Origin of the sequence: Xanthomonas hortorum pv. cynarae (assembly GCF_002939985.1) — a bacterium.
Classification (GTDB): Bacteria; Pseudomonadota; Gammaproteobacteria; order Xanthomonadales; family Xanthomonadaceae; genus Xanthomonas; species Xanthomonas hortorum_D.
Genome location: NZ_MDFM01000035.1, coordinates 15,547 through 30,161 on the forward strand (window position 1 = coordinate 15,547; position 14,615 = coordinate 30,161).

Annotated in this window: 15 protein-coding genes; 9 read left to right on the forward strand and 6 right to left on the reverse strand. The window is 61.6% G+C overall.

What is annotated here, in order from left to right; translation table 11 throughout:
* Window positions 1-8: 8 nt before the first annotated feature.
* From XcyCFBP4188_RS19100 to XcyCFBP4188_RS19110, 3 genes are all read right to left on the reverse strand, one after another.
* On the reverse strand, window positions 9-1,358 hold the full coding sequence (locus tag XcyCFBP4188_RS19100; RefSeq protein WP_006448786.1) for a PQQ-dependent sugar dehydrogenase: 1,350 nt from the start codon (window positions 1,356-1,358) through the stop codon (window positions 9-11).
* Window positions 1,355-1,771 (reverse strand): hypothetical protein, encoded by a 417-nt coding sequence (locus tag XcyCFBP4188_RS19105; protein ID WP_104592640.1) that lies wholly within the window; start codon window positions 1,769-1,771, stop codon window positions 1,355-1,357. Before XcyCFBP4188_RS19105 ends, XcyCFBP4188_RS19100 begins: the two co-directional genes overlap by 4 nt.
* 78 nt (window positions 1,772-1,849) lie before the next feature.
* Window positions 1,850-2,170, reverse strand: coding sequence for a hypothetical protein (locus XcyCFBP4188_RS19110; RefSeq protein WP_006448788.1), 321 nt, complete (start codon window positions 2,168-2,170; stop codon window positions 1,850-1,852).
* A 467-nt stretch (window positions 2,171-2,637) separates the two neighbouring features.
* On the opposite strand from XcyCFBP4188_RS19110, the gene XcyCFBP4188_RS19115 reads away from it, so the two are divergent.
* Window positions 2,638-2,925 (forward strand): hypothetical protein, encoded by a 288-nt coding sequence (locus XcyCFBP4188_RS19115; protein WP_043907281.1) that lies wholly within the window; start codon window positions 2,638-2,640, stop codon window positions 2,923-2,925.
* 113 nt (window positions 2,926-3,038) lie between these two features.
* On the opposite strand, the gene XcyCFBP4188_RS19120 is transcribed toward XcyCFBP4188_RS19115, so the two are convergent.
* Window positions 3,039-4,307: a two-component system sensor histidine kinase NtrB gene (locus tag XcyCFBP4188_RS19120; protein ID WP_006448790.1), complete on the reverse strand. Its 1,269-nt coding sequence runs from the start codon at window positions 4,305-4,307 to the stop codon at window positions 3,039-3,041.
* Window positions 4,308-4,481: 174 nt separating this feature from the next.
* On the opposite strand from XcyCFBP4188_RS19120, the gene XcyCFBP4188_RS19125 reads away from it, so the two are divergent.
* The 6 genes from XcyCFBP4188_RS19125 to XcyCFBP4188_RS19150 all read left to right on the forward strand — a co-directional run bounded on the left by XcyCFBP4188_RS19125 (window position 4,482) and on the right by XcyCFBP4188_RS19150 (window position 8,511).
* Complete coding sequence (locus tag XcyCFBP4188_RS19125) at window positions 4,482-4,751, forward strand: response regulator (RefSeq protein ID WP_428977248.1); 270 nt, start codon at window positions 4,482-4,484, stop codon at window positions 4,749-4,751.
* A gap of 109 nt (window positions 4,752-4,860) precedes the next feature.
* The gene (locus tag XcyCFBP4188_RS19130) at window positions 4,861-5,856 is read left to right on the forward strand and encodes an acyl-CoA dehydrogenase middle domain-containing protein (protein WP_043907283.1); all 996 of its coding nucleotides are present in this window, start codon (window positions 4,861-4,863) and stop codon (window positions 5,854-5,856) included.
* Window positions 5,844-6,605, forward strand: a complete 762-nt coding sequence (locus tag XcyCFBP4188_RS19135) for a PIG-L deacetylase family protein (protein WP_006448793.1) — start codon at window positions 5,844-5,846, stop codon at window positions 6,603-6,605. Before XcyCFBP4188_RS19130 ends, XcyCFBP4188_RS19135 begins: the two co-directional genes overlap by 13 nt.
* Window positions 6,602-7,198 (forward strand): class I SAM-dependent DNA methyltransferase, encoded by a 597-nt coding sequence (locus tag XcyCFBP4188_RS19140; protein ID WP_006448794.1) that lies wholly within the window; start codon window positions 6,602-6,604, stop codon window positions 7,196-7,198. Before XcyCFBP4188_RS19135 ends, XcyCFBP4188_RS19140 begins: the two co-directional genes overlap by 4 nt.
* Window positions 7,195-7,881: a glycosyltransferase family 2 protein gene (locus tag XcyCFBP4188_RS19145; protein ID WP_043889218.1), complete on the forward strand. Its 687-nt coding sequence runs from the start codon at window positions 7,195-7,197 to the stop codon at window positions 7,879-7,881. Before XcyCFBP4188_RS19140 ends, XcyCFBP4188_RS19145 begins: the two co-directional genes overlap by 4 nt.
* A 54-nt stretch (window positions 7,882-7,935) precedes the next feature.
* Window positions 7,936-8,511, forward strand: a complete 576-nt coding sequence (locus XcyCFBP4188_RS19150; protein WP_228995975.1) for a MarR family winged helix-turn-helix transcriptional regulator — start codon at window positions 7,936-7,938, stop codon at window positions 8,509-8,511.
* Between the two features lie 68 nt (window positions 8,512-8,579).
* Here the strand turns inward: XcyCFBP4188_RS19150 and XcyCFBP4188_RS19155 are convergent, their stop codons facing one another.
* Complete coding sequence (locus XcyCFBP4188_RS19155; protein WP_043907293.1) at window positions 8,580-10,097, reverse strand: FAD-dependent oxidoreductase; 1,518 nt, start codon at window positions 10,095-10,097, stop codon at window positions 8,580-8,582.
* A 139-nt stretch (window positions 10,098-10,236) separates the two neighbouring features.
* A complete protein-coding gene (locus XcyCFBP4188_RS19160; RefSeq protein ID WP_006448798.1) occupies window positions 10,237-10,425 on the reverse strand; it encodes a hypothetical protein in 189 nt (62 codons plus the stop codon).
* A 121-nt stretch (window positions 10,426-10,546) separates the two neighbouring features.
* Between XcyCFBP4188_RS19160 and XcyCFBP4188_RS23695 the strand changes: the two genes are divergently transcribed.
* Both XcyCFBP4188_RS23695 and XcyCFBP4188_RS19175 read left to right on the forward strand, forming a co-directional pair.
* The gene (locus XcyCFBP4188_RS23695) at window positions 10,547-12,808 is read left to right on the forward strand and encodes an ATP-binding response regulator (RefSeq protein WP_325176183.1); all 2,262 of its coding nucleotides are present in this window, start codon (window positions 10,547-10,549) and stop codon (window positions 12,806-12,808) included.
* Between the two features lie 361 nt (window positions 12,809-13,169).
* Window positions 13,170-13,844, forward strand: coding sequence for a hypothetical protein (locus XcyCFBP4188_RS19175; protein WP_006448800.1), 675 nt, complete (start codon window positions 13,170-13,172; stop codon window positions 13,842-13,844).
* The last annotated feature ends 771 nt before the right edge of the window (window positions 13,845-14,615 follow it).

A 14,615-nucleotide genomic window follows, 5' to 3' on the forward strand; every position in this document is an offset into this window, starting at 1 on the left:
TGCGCCGCTTAGTTTGGTGAAGCGGGCGCCGCCTCAGGTGCGGGATTCGGCACGGCGTTGGACGCGGCATCGGGCGTGACCCGCCAGATGGTATTGGCCAGGTCGTCGGCAACGATCAATGCACCACGTGGGTCGACGGTGACGCCGACCGGACGGCCGCGAGTCAGGCCATCGTCGCCATGGAAGCCGGAGACGAAGTCGATCGCATCGCCTGCCGGGCGACCATCGCGGAACGGCACGAACACCACTTTGTAGCCGACCGGCGGGTCGCGGTTCCAGCTACCGTGTTCGCCAACGAACACACCGTCGGCAAATTGCGTGCCCATCGCCGCTGATGAAAATGCAACGCCGAGTGCGGCCACATGCGAGCCCAGTGCGTAATCGGGAGTGATGGCCGATGCGACCTTTTGCGGATCCTGCGGCATCACCCGTGTGTCCACATGCTTGCCCCAGTAGCTGTAAGGCCAGCCATAGAAGCCACCTTCGCGCACCGAGGTCAGATAATCGGGAACCAGGTTCGGGCCGATTTCATCGCGCTCATTCACCACGGCCCACAACGTGCCGCTTCCCGGCTGGATCGCCAGTGCGGTGGGGTTGCGGATGCCGGTGGCGTAGGGCTTGTGCGCACCGGTTGCCGGATCCACCTGCCAGACTTGCGCACGATCGATCTCCACCGCCATGCCGCGCTCGGTGATGTTGCTGTTGGAACCGATCGCCACATACAGGTAGCGCCCGTCGGCACTGGCGGTCAGCGCCTTGGTCCAGTGATGGTTGATGGCCGAGGGCAAGTCGGTGACCTTGCTCGGTGCGCCGCTCGCCTTGGTCTGCCCTTCGCGATAGTCGAAGCGCACCAACGCATCCTGGTTGGCGACATACAGCGCATCGCCGATCAGCGCGAGCCCGTAAGGCGCGTTGAGGTTTTCGGCGAATACCGTCTTCAGTTCATAGGTGCCGTCGCCATTGGCATCGCGCAACAAGGTCAGCCGGTTGCCGCTCTTGACTGATGTATTGCCCTTGGCCTTGATCGCGCCGGCAATCACGTCCTTGGGCTTGAGATTGGGCGCGCCGCCGCCGCGACCTTCGGCCACCAGAATGTCGCCATTGGGCAACACCAGGGTCTGGCGCGGAATGCCCAGATCGGTGGCGATCGCAGCGATGCGGTAGCCGGATGGCACGGTCGGACGCCGGTCGCCCCACGCGGTGGGCTTGGCGATGGTCATGTCGGGCATCAGGCCGCGGTCGGGCTCCGGCAGCTCCGGAGTGGCGCCACGCTGATTGAGCTCGGGCGCCTTGCTGCAGGCGGCCAGTGCTGCAGCGAGTACGGACACTGCAATGATCGTGACGGTTTGACGCTTCATCGTGCACCTCCTACGCGCAGGCCGGACAATCCCGCCCAGGTTGCGACCAACGCAAACGCGGTTGCGATCGCCGAAAACACCAGTGCCGCCGGCATCACTGCCCAGGCGTCACGCGCATGATGCAAGGCATCGAAAAAGCCCACGATCCACGCCGCGCCGAGCGCGATGATGTAGATGACGTTGCGGCTTCCACGCGCGAATCCGACGATCGCGCACCCCAGAGCAATGCTGGTCAGCACCATCGCCGCGACCAGCAGCCAGGAGGCAAAGTTGCTCCACTGGATCTGGTAAGTGCTCCAGTAGGCGTAGTCGCTCAGTAGCGCGCCGAGAAACAGTGGCCACACGCCACCGAGCACGGCGGCATGGAATGGGTGGATTGCCCAGGACCGGGCGGGAAGCGCAGTTGAATTCATGGCGGGCTCATTGGGGGCGAGGTCTGGACGTGGCTTGATGCTGCCAGCTGGCATGTGATGAGAAGCGCAATGTAGATGCTAGCGGCTGGCGTCTTTGTTGGTCTGGGCACGCGCAAGGGCGCTTGCCGCTGCGATGAGCTCCGGCAGTTCCTGCCGGAAGGAATCCGCGTATCCGGGCAACAGGGTCGCCTTGAAGCTCGCGTGGTCGAACACCGGCTTGTCCTGCAGGTACGCGATCTCCCGGCCTTGCAGGACAAAGTTGAAGCAGGCACGCCAGCGCGGATCCGGGCTGCTGGACAGATGCACTTCGATGAGACTGCTGGCATCGCTCGCGGTGTTCTTGGGTGCAGCGGAAAACGCGCGCACCGAGATCTGGCTACTGCTGTTCATGCGCACCATGATCGTCTGTGGACCGTCGCGGTGTTGTGAGTCGATGGCAGCTCACGCTTTGCGTGCCGGTTGGGTGGCGTCAAGCTTGCACCTAGCTGGCTCTGCAAGTTTCAAAGATTTGATGTCAGCCATCTCACACAACGTGCACACGCCTCGAGCCCGGATTCACGTCAGCAATGATGCGTGGTGAGTAGTTTTTGTTGATCGAGGTTCGCTGCGTTTTGCGATTCTATTTGCGGTGGATTGCTTTCGGAACACCATTTGGTTGATCAATTTCTGACCGCCACCGCTGGCTGTATCGAGTAACAAGCCCGGCAATGAAATCGTTCCGCTGCTCTATGAATCCTTTTATCTAAGAGCGACCTGTGCAGTATGCGATCTGCCGTGTTTAAAGCTTCACTGCAAACAGTAGCAATGAATCCCGTTGATTCCTTGCAAGTTGCAAAATTAGCGCCCAATCTGGAATCGACAACTTCTTGCTGGGCAAGCCTTACTGGTTCAAGCCGCTCAATGCAGGCACTGAGGTGTGTATGGGGCTCACCATGATCCGGAACATCGGTCACTACCGATTGACGGCGCACACGGCGCCGGCAGGTGCCTTGTACGCTCCGGAAATTCTCGTCTCTTTCGAAGATGGCATCACCCTGCGCGGTTATAAACCGCCGGATGTCAGATTCGACACCCAACTTGCTGCGAGGCATTACGCCAGGCAATGGATGGGCAGATGCAAGCTCTCGGCGTTGGGCATTCTTGAAGACAGCTGACATGGGTGCGCCGTTCGAGGCATCGTGTCGATCGATGAAGACCTACCCAAGCTCGATTCTGCAGATGTACGGGAGTCTTGCCCGGTAGCGATGCCTCAACCTGGCCAGAGCAGTCAAACTGCAGGGAACCCCAACGTGAAGCACGCGCCCTGCCCGGGCCCGGATGCCACATCGATGAACCCATTGGCCTGCCTCACTGCGCCGTCGACTTGCGCCAAGCCCAAGCCGGTGCCCTTCCCCGCCGGCTTCGTTGTGAAGTAGGCATCGAACAAATGCTCACGTACCTCGGGCGTAATACCGCTGCCGTTGTCGCTGACAGCGATGGTGACGTAGTCGCCACTGCGGCGAGCGCTTGCCTCGTCGACATCGGCAAGCGAGCACTGTGCCACGGCAATACCGACCTTGCCGTGCTCGCCACAGACATCGCGTGCATTGATCACCAGATTCAAAAGCGCGCGTTCCAATGTGTGCGGATCGACCAACACCACGCTCCTGATCGCTGCCGGTGTCCACTCGATAGACACCTTGTTACCCGCTGCCTGTTGCAGCAAGGGCAGCAGCCGTGCGACCAGCTCGTTGAGATCCACCTCTTCGGGTGCGTACGGGTGATTGCGCGCGAACCCCAGCAGCCGCTGCGCCATGATCGAGCCCTGCTGCAAAGCGCCCTCGGCCATGCGCAGAATCTTCCTGTCTTCGGCGATGACAGCGCCGCGAGACTGAACCACTTCGATGGCAGCGCCCGCAGTTTGCAGCACGTTATTGAGGTCGTGGACCACCCCTGCCAGCAATTGCCCAACGGCCTCTCCCTCCTGCGCCCGCTCGGCTACGGTCTCGGCCAGTCGCTGGGCTGCGCGCGCGATATCGAGTTCACCTTCCACATCGCGGCCGCTACTGTCGTTGCTGTTGAGCTCGTAGCCAATGGTGTTGGACAGTTCGCTTTGCCTGATCAACGGGTCATTGCGTGCGCTCAGCGTCTGGTTGAGCGTGCGTAGCGCTTGCTGCGATTGCCGGCGCTCGGTGATGTCGCGATTGACCGCCAGCACGCCTTCGATGTTGCCGTATGCATCGCGCAGCGGGCTGGTGGACACCAGCCAGAACTGGCGTTGGCCATCGGCGCCGGTGCACTCGGTTTCGAATTGCTGGGACAATCCTTGACCAGCAGCTGCAAGCGCATCTTCCACGCGCTGTCTGAATTCTTCCGGCCACAACGACGACCAGCGCTCGCCCACGATGGACCTGGCATGCTCTGCCGCCACACGTGCCAGACCATGCGCATTGACGAATTTGACGCGCCCATCCAACGAAATTTCCTTGATGGAATCCAGCGAGAGTTCGACCACTTGCCGGTAGCGATGATCGGGGAAATCTTGCGTCGTGTTCATCGTGCTCAAATCGATCACATGCCTTTCGCGTGGGAAACGTAGTGTGGTGCGGGCATCCTCAGAACACCTGCTTTATGGAATTCAAGAACGAAAAACTGATCCTCGTGGTCGACGACGATGTTGACACCCTTGAGGTCGCTGCGCTGTTGCTGTCGGATATTGGATATGCGGTTTGTGACTGCTGTAGACGCCCAGGAAGCGCTCGAACATATCGACAACCATCCGGGCATCGACCTGCTCTTTACCGACCTTCAGATGCCGGGCCTGCTGGACGGCTATGGTCTCATCTCCTACCTGCGCTCCAATGGCAACAATGTGCCAGCCATCCTCACCTCCGGTCTGGGCCGCTCGCCCAACGGGTTGCCCGAGCGCACCATCTTCCTGAGCAAACCCTACACGCGCCGTGGTCTGGTGCAACAGATTGAGGCGTTCGTGGGGCACTAGAAACAGGGCGGCTGCAGCGCGACCCCCAATTGCACGGTCCGCTTCACAGCGATGTCATCGATTGAGCGCATCACACGCTTTGCACCACTTGCTGCTTAGCTTCCTTGCGATGAGCGCACGCATTACATCCAACGATCCAGTTTTTTTATCGCCTGACAACCACGATGCAAAGAACGGGCTCAACCAATCAATGCTGCAACGTTGGTTGCGCGATCACCCTGTGCTCCCTTTACCAGGGCGCGGCCGAACTGCCGAACGCTGGCAGCTGCTCGCCGATATCGCTGCGGACGATTTGTGTGTCGCCAAATTTCTGGAAGCGCATTACGACGCGCAGGCCATCTGTGCCGATCTGGCTGTCGATGTCATCGAACCTGGGCAACGCTGGGCTGTGTGGGCAGCGGAGCCACCGGGTTCGGACATGCGATTTACCGGCAATACGCTCGAAGGAACCAAGGCGTGGTGCTCTGGCGCGGCCCAGGTCACGCACGCGTTGGTGACTACGCAGCACGCCGGTGCCAGCTGTCTGTTTGCGGTGGCCTTGAATCAACCCGGTGTGCAGATCGATGCAAGTGGCTGGCAGGCGATCGGCATGCGCGACATCGAGACCGCCAATGTCACCTTCACCAGGGTTCCCGCGCAGCAGGTTGGAGCGAGCGATGCGTATCTGACACGGCCAGGGTTCTGGCATGGTGGTGCCGGCATCGCCGCATGCTGGTTTGGCGCAACCATCGCCGTTGCCGATGTGCTACGCACAGCGTCTCGGGTACGCCGCGATCCGCATGCCGCTGCGCACCTGGGCGCCATCGACGCAGGCCTGGCCGCTGCTGGTGCGTTGTTGCGTCAGCTCGCGCAGCAGATTGACGCACAACCGCAGGATCCGCAGATGCGCGGCGTGCTGCAGGTACGCAGTGTTGTCGAGGCAGTGGCGCGCGACACGCTCGATCGGGTTGGCCGTGCACTGGGCCCTGGCCCGCTTTGCGGCGACCGCGTGCATGCACAGCGCTGCGCCGACTTGTCGGTCTTCATCCGACAACACCACGGCGAACGTGATCTGCAAGCCTTGGGTGAGCTCTGCCATCAACAGGATCTCGCATGGAAGATTTGACCGGCCAGCCAATCGAAGGCGCAGGCACACCCGAGTCGGTGTGGCGCGATGCAGCGTGTCTAAGTGGCATGCCGCGCAGCTCGCTATCGCAACTGCTGCAAGGCAGCCCTCGGCTGGTCGTGGTCGCGCCCCACCCCGACGACGAAGTGCTTGGCTGCGGTGGGCTCATCGCAGCTGCACGCGCGGCTGGTGTATCTGTGCTGATCATCGCGCTCACCGATGGCGAGCTGGCGTATCCGGACGAACCGGGCTGGGCGCCGCATGTGCTTGGCCCTGCGCGTCGGCTGGAGCTCGAGGCAGCCGTTCGATATCTGGGTCTGTTGCCAGGCGCATTGGTCCATCTTGCATTGGGTGACGGCGCACTGGCTGCGTGCGAGGCGCGCATTGCAGAGGCCGTGGGCGGCTTGCTCGATGCGAACGATACGGTGCTGGTGACCTGGCAGCGCGACGGCCATCCCGATCACGAAGCCGCATCGCGCGCCACCAAGGCTGCCTGCGACACCCACGGTGCGCGCTTGCTGCAATACCCGGTGTGGGCCTGGCATTGGTCGCAACCGGACGACGGCGTCCTTACCGACGAGGGTGCTACCCGATTCGAGTTATCTCCTACGGTGATGGAGGCAAAGCGGCAGGCCATCCAGTGTTTCGCAACGCAGATCGGTCAGTGCACGCCGGCGGTTGCGGCGCCGATCCTGCCATTGCACGTGTTGGAACGGTTCGATCGCTCTTTTGAGGTGTTCATCCGATGACGGCCTTGAGTGTCGCGCATTTCGAGCAGCTGTATGCCGACGACGACCCGTTCGGCTACCGCTCGCGTTGGTACGAGCAGCGCAAACGCGAGATCCTGCTGGGCACCCTGCCCTATCGACGCTTTGCAAAAGGCTGGGAATTTGGATGTTCGAACGGAGAACTCACTGCAGCACTCGGGCAACGCTGCGACGCGTTGCTGGCCACCGATCTCTCTCAGCAGGCGGTGGACCTGGCAAGTGTGCGCGTCGAACAGATGCGCCATGTGACCCTGCAACAGGCGACGCATCCTGCGGATTGGCCGGATGGCAGCTTCGATCTGATCGTGTTCAGTGAGGTCGGTTATTACCTGGAAGATGCCGCATTCGAAAAAACCGCTGCACTGTTTGCCCAATCGCTCAGCGAGCGCGGTTGCCTTGTCGCCTGTCATTGGCGTCACGACTTCCAGGGCGCGCTGCGCAGTGCAGAGCGGGTACATGAAGGATTGCACGATGCATTGGCGCTGGAAACGCTGTGCACATATCAAGACCCTGATTTCGTGCTGCAGGCATGGATGGCCGGACCATCGATTGCGCAACAGGAGTGCCTGCGATGATTGCGGTGACCATTCCGGCGCATAACGAAGCAGCGCTGATTGGGCAGTGTCTACAATCCATCCTGGTGGCGGCCCGGCATCCGCAGTTGTATGGCGAGCGCGTGGAAATCCATGTCGCGCTCGACCGCTGCACCGACCTCACCGGCAGCATTGCCCGTTCGCATGGCGCCATGACGCTCAAGACCAGCGGCGGCGTCGGCATTGCGCGTGCGGCAGCGGCTTCTGCGGCAATCTCTCGCGGTGCGCGCTGGCTTGCCTTTACCGACGCCGACACCCGCGTGCCACCGGACTGGCTGTCGGCACAGCTTGGCTGTGCGGCCGATGTGTTCTGCGGCGTCGTGGAGGTCGGCGATTGGCGCGACTTTCGGCCGGAGACGCGCAAAGCCTTCATGGACACGGAAATCCGCTGTGACGGCCATCCGCATGTGCATGGCGCCAACCTGGGCATGAGCGCAGCCGCCTACCTGGCCGCCGGCGGTTTTTCCACGCGCACCTCCAGCGAAGACGTCGCCCTGGTCTGCGCACTGGAAGACGCCGGCATGCACATCGCGCGCCTGGTCACCCCGGTCGTCAACACCAGCGCCCGCCGCGACGCCCGCGCCACCGGCGGATTCAGCGATTACCTGATCCGTCTGGAAGCCGCCGTCATGGCGATGAGCCCTGTGCCCAGCAAGAACGCGTAGCAAAACAGCCATCGGTTCAACAGCGACACGTGATCGAGCAACGACAGATCGAACATGCAGGCACAGGTCCTGCGGTCTCCACCATCGTCATTCATGACAGGCGGTTGCCAATCATCAGTGGGTGTAAAATGCACCCATTGGACGCAAAGCCCGGCCCTGATGAAGAAAATCAAAGACACGCCTGAAGGTGCACGACTGCGTGAGCTGCATGGCGCACTGCTTGAGATCGTTGGCGTCATGAACCAGCCGCAGCGCGATGCAGCGATGATTCTGGAGGCTGGGATCTCCCTGGAGCGCGCGCAATTTCCGTTGCTGGTATTGGTGGAACGGTTCGGGCCGATCGGCGTGGTCGAACTTGCCGATCGCGTGGGGCGCGACTACACCACCGTCAGCCGGCAAGTTGCAAAGCTGGAAGAACAAGGCCTGGTCAGCCGGCGCGAGAGCGCTGCCGACCGTCGTGTGCGCGAGGCGGTGATCACCAGGAAGGGAAAGACGATGACCGACAAGGTCGATGAAGCCCGCAAGAAGATCGGGTTCGCCATCTTTTCCGAATGGAAAGAGCGCGATCTCGATGCACTGGTGCGTCTCATGTGCAAGTTTGCGGACGATCTCAAACGCGGCGTTCCATAAGACGCCCAGTCATCTCTGCGACCTGAAGGAGACGTACGCGGGAGCTTCACACTTGTCGATTCGAATGATCACATCAACTCGAATTCGGCCTGCTCTGCCGCAACAACACCTGCCGTGTGCAGGTAGTCGGTGATGCGCTGCGTTGCCTCGATGCGGCCGGTGAGGGCAACGTAGCCGTCCGGTCGCACCAGCACCAGATCGCCCGCTACCATCCCATAGGCGCGTTCGATCTGCTGGCCCGGATCCTGCAGATCGCCGTTGCTACCGATCGAATACCTGCGAACACCCGGATAACACGGCAGCGTGTGTGCAGCGATCTGGTAAGCCAACAACGTCCAGTGCGGTCCCTTCAACAGCTCGAACAGGCGCGTTGCCTGCCCTGCCGCGCCAAGCAAGGGTGCATCCGGTGCGCGCCAACCGGAGGCGATCGCGGTCGTAGAGGTGGTCGGCCACACCAATGCAGAGGCGTTGTAGTGCAGGTCCAACTGCTGCGTCTGCCGACCGCGGCGCAAGTCGCCCTGTTTGGCTGCGTCGAGCAGCTTGACCGACAGGCCCAGCATTGCGGCAGCGATTGGTCGGCGTTCCTGCTCGTAGCTGTCGAGCAGGCTCTCGGATGCACCGCGCACCACCGCAGCCAGTTTCCAACCCAGATTGTAGGCATCCTGCACGCTGGTATTGAGCCCTTGCCCGCCGGTCGGTGGATGGATGTGTGCGGCGTCGCCAGCCAGCAAAATACGTCCAACGCGATAACGGTCTGCCAGTCGCGCGTTCATCGCATATGCCGATGCCCAGAACACCTGCTCGACGCGGATGGCGGTGTCGCCGATGCGCGCGGCGATCATCGCATTGAGGCCGCCGACCGACAGATCGATGTCGCCTTCCAGCTGCACCGGTGCCTGGATCTGGAACCAATCGGTCCCCGCCAGCGGGCAGAACGAAATCTGGGTTTGCATCGACGCCTGGTTGAAGCGGTGCCAATACGCGCGATCCAGACCACGGATGACCACGTCGGCCACGATTGCGCGCACGCCCAGCGTCTTGCCGGGGAAATCGATCGCGAGTGCCTGCCGCACAAAGCTGCGGCCGCCATCGGTTGCCACCAGATATCGGCAGCGGATCACCTGTGGCCCGCTGCCATCGCTTACCTGCACGCTCACGCCGGTGGCATCCTGCTCCAGTCCGACCAGCTCGCATCCATAGTGCGGGGCGTGCCCGAACTCGGCGAGACGCTCGCGTAACACGCGCTCGGTCAGGAATTGCGGGGCCATCAATGGCTGCGCAAACGGCTCGGTCATGGTCGGCTCCGCACGATCAGGTTCGGCGTCCGTGTAGCTGCCGTCCTGAGCATAAGTACGCTCAGGCGGATACGGGCCGCCCACGGCTGCCAGGCGGTTTGCGATGCCCAGGTCTTCGAAAATCTCCAGCGTTCTCGGTTGGATGCCCTTGCCGCGCGAGCCACCGAACGGCTCGCTGATCTTGTCGATCAAGCGGAACCGGATGCCCCGGCGCGCCAGCTCCAGCGCCAGGGTCAGGCCAGCGGCACCGGCGCCGCAGATCAGCACATCGAGGTCTTTGTCGTCGTTCATGGCCATCCATATATGTGCAATATGCACTTAATTTGGCGGCAGCTTAGGCCTATCGAAAAAAGAGTGCAAGTAGCACATATTCAGCCGGCGCTGCCGGCTTGGCTTGGCCGGTGTGCAAGACCCGCGCTCTGCATCTTTTTCAGTCGCGTTCGCCGCGCAGAACCGACTGCAGAAACCTGACGACCTGGGCGGAATGACCTCGCGCGGCGAGTTCGGCTGCCGTCTTACCTCCCAGCTCGCGAATCGGGTCGTGATGAAACCAGGCTGCCGCTTCGGCAACAGGAACAATCTTCAGCGCCAACGTCAGGATCGCCGCCTCATCTCGCATACGGCGGTATCGGCGATGAAGTCGATGGGCAACTGCAGAAAGCGGTCATGGCGAACTCCATAGGCGAAGCAGCGTGGTGGCAAGCAAGACGGCGTGATCGGTGCCGGGCGCTGGCTACTGCATGTTTGAGCATTTCCCTGCCCTGCTGGCATCGATCGGCCGCCTGTTGCGCGAGCTGGTCGAGTGCATGGAGACGATGCTGCGTATGATGTTTCCCACCCTGAAAAGCACCGATGCGATGACCTCCAGCTCGATCCAGCCTGCGCAGGTATTGCAGGTGCTCATCATCGAAGACAACCGTGCGCTGGCGGCCAATATCTTCGATTATCTGGAGGCATGCGGACATCAACCCGATGCTGCGCCCGACGGCAACTCCGGCCTGAATCTGGCGATCAGCAATCGCTACGACGCCATCATTCTGGATTGGATGCTGCCGCGCATGGATGGCATGAGCGTGCTGCGCACGTTGCGCGAAGACCATGGCTGCCGCACGCCGATCATCATGCTCACCGCCAAGGATCAGCTGGAGGGCAAGCTGCTCGGGTTCGAAAACGGCGCCGACGATTATCTGGTCAAACCGGTCGCGCTGCCGGAGCTGGAAATGCGCTTGCGCGTGATGGTGGGCAGAGCCAGCGCGAATGCAGCAACAGCGGGTCACTTGCTGCAGGTCGGCGATTTGCGCTTCGACCTGGACAGTCTGAAGGTCTCGCGCGGCGCGCGCAGCGTGGTGCTCTCCAGCACCTTGCGCAACGTGCTGGAATTGCTGATGCGCGAATCCCCGAGAATCGTGCGCCGCGATCGACTGGAAAGCCTGATCTGGGGCGACGCATTGCCCGAAGGCGATCTGCTGCGTTCCCACATGCATGTGTTGCGGCGTGCCCTGGATCAGGGCGGCGAACACAAACTGCTGCATACCGTCACCGGTGTCGGCTATCCGCCTGGGTGGTGGGACGCGATGAGATTGGGCGGGCGCCTGGGAAGGCTGCAGTGGTTGATCGGCAGCAGCCTGATCGTGTCCGGCGCGATGCTTGCCCTGGGGCTGGCGGTTCAAGGGTTTTTGAGCCAGGAGTTGATCGAAGCTCCGATCTGGAAGCAGCTGCTCACCTTGAGCACGCAAAGCATTGCGCACCTGCCTGTGGCCGAGTTGCAAAGCGCGCTTCCCACCGATGGCCCGGTGCAGGGCTGGCTGGTGTCAGATCCTGCGCGAATCCCCGCAGGATTGCCTGCCTTCTTCGCTGCGCTGGCGCCTGGCTACTACGGCGAAGGCGATCTTGAAGCCGCCAAAGGAGCCCCCTTTCTGACCAGGAAGTTCATCAACATCCTGCAACCGCATTGGGGGCCGTTCGCCGAACCCCCGGGCCAGACACGACCCGATCGCAGTTACTCGTTATTGATCACCACGTTGCCGCAAGGGCGATTGGTCATGAGCATCGACATGACCGAGCTCGAAGACAAGCAGAACGAAAGCGTTCAAGTGAGCGTGCTGTTCATGCTGTTGAATCTGGCGATGATCGCGTTGGTCATCTGGTGGCTCTTCATCAGTCTGACCCGGCCGGTCACCGACCTGGCACGGCGCATGCGGCAGCTGGACCCGCTGCAGCCCGCGCAACGGCTGCCCACCGACTACCGCAAGAGCGAGCTCAATACGATTGCGCGTGAGGTGAACGCGCACCTGGAACGTGTAGCGCGCGCGATCGAACGCGAGCGCAGTCTGCTGGACCAGGCCAGCCACGAATTCCGCACGCCGCTGGCGGTCATCTCCGGCGCGGCCGATGTGCTGCACAAGCAGCAGTTGCCGGAGCGCGCGCAGCGGCCGTTGCATCGCATCGACGAGGCCGTGGGCAACCTCAGGCAGATCATGGAAGCGCTGCTGTATCTCTCGCGCGAACCAACCCCTGCCGAGCGCGAGGAGATCACCGTCCTGCACGGACTGCTTCCCGATCTGGTCCAGGACCATCTGTATCTGGTCTCGGCAAAGCCGGTGCAGTACCACATCGACGTGCTGGAGCCGCTGGTCTTGCATGCGTCCGAATCGATGGTGCGTATTGCCGTGGGCAACCTGCTGCGCAATGCGGCCGACCATACCTATGCCGGCGACATCCGCGTCTCGCTGGTCAAGCACAGGCTCTGCATCCGCGACTCGGGCGAAGGCTTCGATACCGCGCTGGCGGCAGCGTTACACCGCCTCATTGAAACACTCGGTCAAGCAAGGCGGCGGTTCGGGGCTGGGCCTGTTCCTGACTCAGCGTATCTGCGAGCGCTTCGGCTGGCGCCTGCATCTGGAGTCGACCATCGCCGAGGGAACCCTGGCGATGATCGATTTCAATCCGTAACCGAGAGCCGCTGCAGACCTCGCGTTCGTGCGCTGTCAGCGACGCATTGAACTGATGCTCTGCCAGGCGGCGCTGCTACCGCAATTCCCCGATAGCCGGGAAGCCGGTGCAGGCGCTTACCAGATCGCCACGCGGTCCTTGTCCGATGCGCACCACCGATTGCGCTCGTCACGGCCTTGCAGGCATCATGCGCCACGTTTTTCGTCCCCCACCCCAGAGGCCTGCTCCTTGGACAGTCATAGTCGATTGCGTCGCGGCACCTGCGCCGACGGATCCTGACCCAAGGTCGGCTCCGTCCGCACAGGGCGGGGCTCATCGCGTGCGCTTGCGCCCACGCATTGCCTGCATTACCCACACAATCCAGCTAGACCCAAAGCGCGGTCTTTGGCGCTCCGACCCTGGAGAGTGCCGATGTCCCTGAAGCTGTTCCCCGCCCTGCTGCTGGCAGCTGCGTCCGTGCTTGCGTTCCGTGCGCAGGCCGCCGCCAGCCTGACCACCGACGATGCCGCCCTGACCCCTGAAGGACGCTGCCAGGTGGAAACCTGGCTACGTGGCTCCCGCCCGGGGCGCGAACTGACCGCCGTGCCTGCCTGCACCTGGGCCGGCAGCGAAGTCAGCCTGGGGCTGTCGACATTCAGTGACCAACCCCGGGCCGGTATCGCCGCTCTGGGCGTGAAGCGGCTGTTTCGCGACCTGGACCAGCAGCGCTGGGGCGTGGGTGCCTCGCTGGGGGCGAACTGGGACCTGCGCCGGCAGCGGCTGGATGGGCTGATCCTCAATGTGCCGGTGAGCATCGCGCTGGATGCGGACCGGCGCAGCCTGCTGCATCTGAACGTGGGCGCAAACACGCCCCGCGGCGCGGCGATGGCGCTGACGGCGAGTGTGGGCGTGGAGCACACGCTCGGCCCCGCCTGGACGGTGCTGGCCGAAGCCTTCGGCGATGACCGCGGCGGTTTCGGCCAGCAGGCTGGGCTGCGGCGCCTGTTTGGCGACCGTGCCAGCGTGGATCTGCTGGCCGGATATCAGCATGGTGCAGACCACACGCCGTGGGTCACCCTGGGCTTCAATCTTTTATTGCCCGATTGATCGCTGGACTAAAAAAGCGCCCATTCGCTAACAGCAACGGCGTTTTTCCTGCCTGAAGAGACTCGGCTTCTATCGAGCAAACACCCGAATCACCTTAGTAGCCTATACAGAAATCTAGGCTGATTGGCATACCAAAACCATTGAATTTTGCACAATCGATTTCATTGGTTGTGGCTGCTTAGTATAAATTCAGATGGATATACTAATTTAAACATTGACCGGCGATAAAGATCCCGCTGCTTTTATATCGCGAAAAAAATCATTCGCCGCTCATACGGCAGAGTCCGTTAGATTCGCTAACTTACGGTCGAATCCGCTACAGCATGTGAGGGATTCACCGACAGCTTGAGGTATATCCCTGATTCACCGCGATAGCGATCGCATTTAGGATTGCGGCCCCTTGAGAAATGTGATGTTTTACGGTCGCGTTCGCTCCGACTTTTCTCTGTACTAGAGCTCGCTAGTGGCGTTCTAATCCTTTCTGGCTATGGATTAGTTCGCAAATGTCTATTGGCTCGGTTTTTCTCTGAATTGCAACTGACCATTCAGGTTTTAGAGTTTCTGGATAGCGCCGTTAAACAATCTCGCAAGCACACGATTGGATGCATCACTGCATTCCCCGTGTTCTAAGCGGCGCTTATCCGAAGGGACGGATCGGCGACGAATAAAGTGAATAACCCGTGAAATTAAATGCCTCCGTCGGCATCAGCGCCGACGTGGGAAACCTTTGCGCCAAATTCAGATATTCAGCAGTAGCGGCGCGCCAAATGA

Coding starts and splice junctions, on each gene's coding strand:
- XcyCFBP4188_RS19100 (WP_006448786.1), bottom strand. CDS start 1,358: ATGAAGCGTCAAACCGTCACGATCATTGCAGTGTCCGTACTCGCTGCA.
- XcyCFBP4188_RS19105 (WP_104592640.1), bottom strand. CDS start 1,771: ATGAATTCAACTGCGCTTCCCGCCCGGTCCTGGGCAATCCACCCATTC.
- XcyCFBP4188_RS19110 (WP_006448788.1), bottom strand. CDS start 2,170: ATGGTGCGCATGAACAGCAGTAGCCAGATCTCGGTGCGCGCGTTTTCC.
- XcyCFBP4188_RS19120 (WP_006448790.1), bottom strand. CDS start 4,307: ATGAACACGACGCAAGATTTCCCCGATCATCGCTACCGGCAAGTGGTC.
- XcyCFBP4188_RS19130 (WP_043907283.1), top strand. CDS start 4,861: ATGAGCGCACGCATTACATCCAACGATCCAGTTTTTTTATCGCCTGAC.
- XcyCFBP4188_RS19135 (WP_006448793.1), top strand. CDS start 5,844: ATGGAAGATTTGACCGGCCAGCCAATCGAAGGCGCAGGCACACCCGAG.
- XcyCFBP4188_RS19140 (WP_006448794.1), top strand. CDS start 6,602: ATGACGGCCTTGAGTGTCGCGCATTTCGAGCAGCTGTATGCCGACGAC.
- XcyCFBP4188_RS19145 (WP_043889218.1), top strand. CDS start 7,195: ATGATTGCGGTGACCATTCCGGCGCATAACGAAGCAGCGCTGATTGGG.
- XcyCFBP4188_RS19150 (WP_228995975.1), top strand. CDS start 7,936: ATGCAGGCACAGGTCCTGCGGTCTCCACCATCGTCATTCATGACAGGC.
- XcyCFBP4188_RS19155 (WP_043907293.1), bottom strand. CDS start 10,097: ATGAACGACGACAAAGACCTCGATGTGCTGATCTGCGGCGCCGGTGCC.
- XcyCFBP4188_RS19160 (WP_006448798.1), bottom strand. CDS start 10,425: ATGCGAGATGAGGCGGCGATCCTGACGTTGGCGCTGAAGATTGTTCCT.
- XcyCFBP4188_RS23695 (WP_325176183.1), top strand. CDS start 10,547: ATGTTTGAGCATTTCCCTGCCCTGCTGGCATCGATCGGCCGCCTGTTG.
- XcyCFBP4188_RS19175 (WP_006448800.1), top strand. CDS start 13,170: ATGTCCCTGAAGCTGTTCCCCGCCCTGCTGCTGGCAGCTGCGTCCGTG.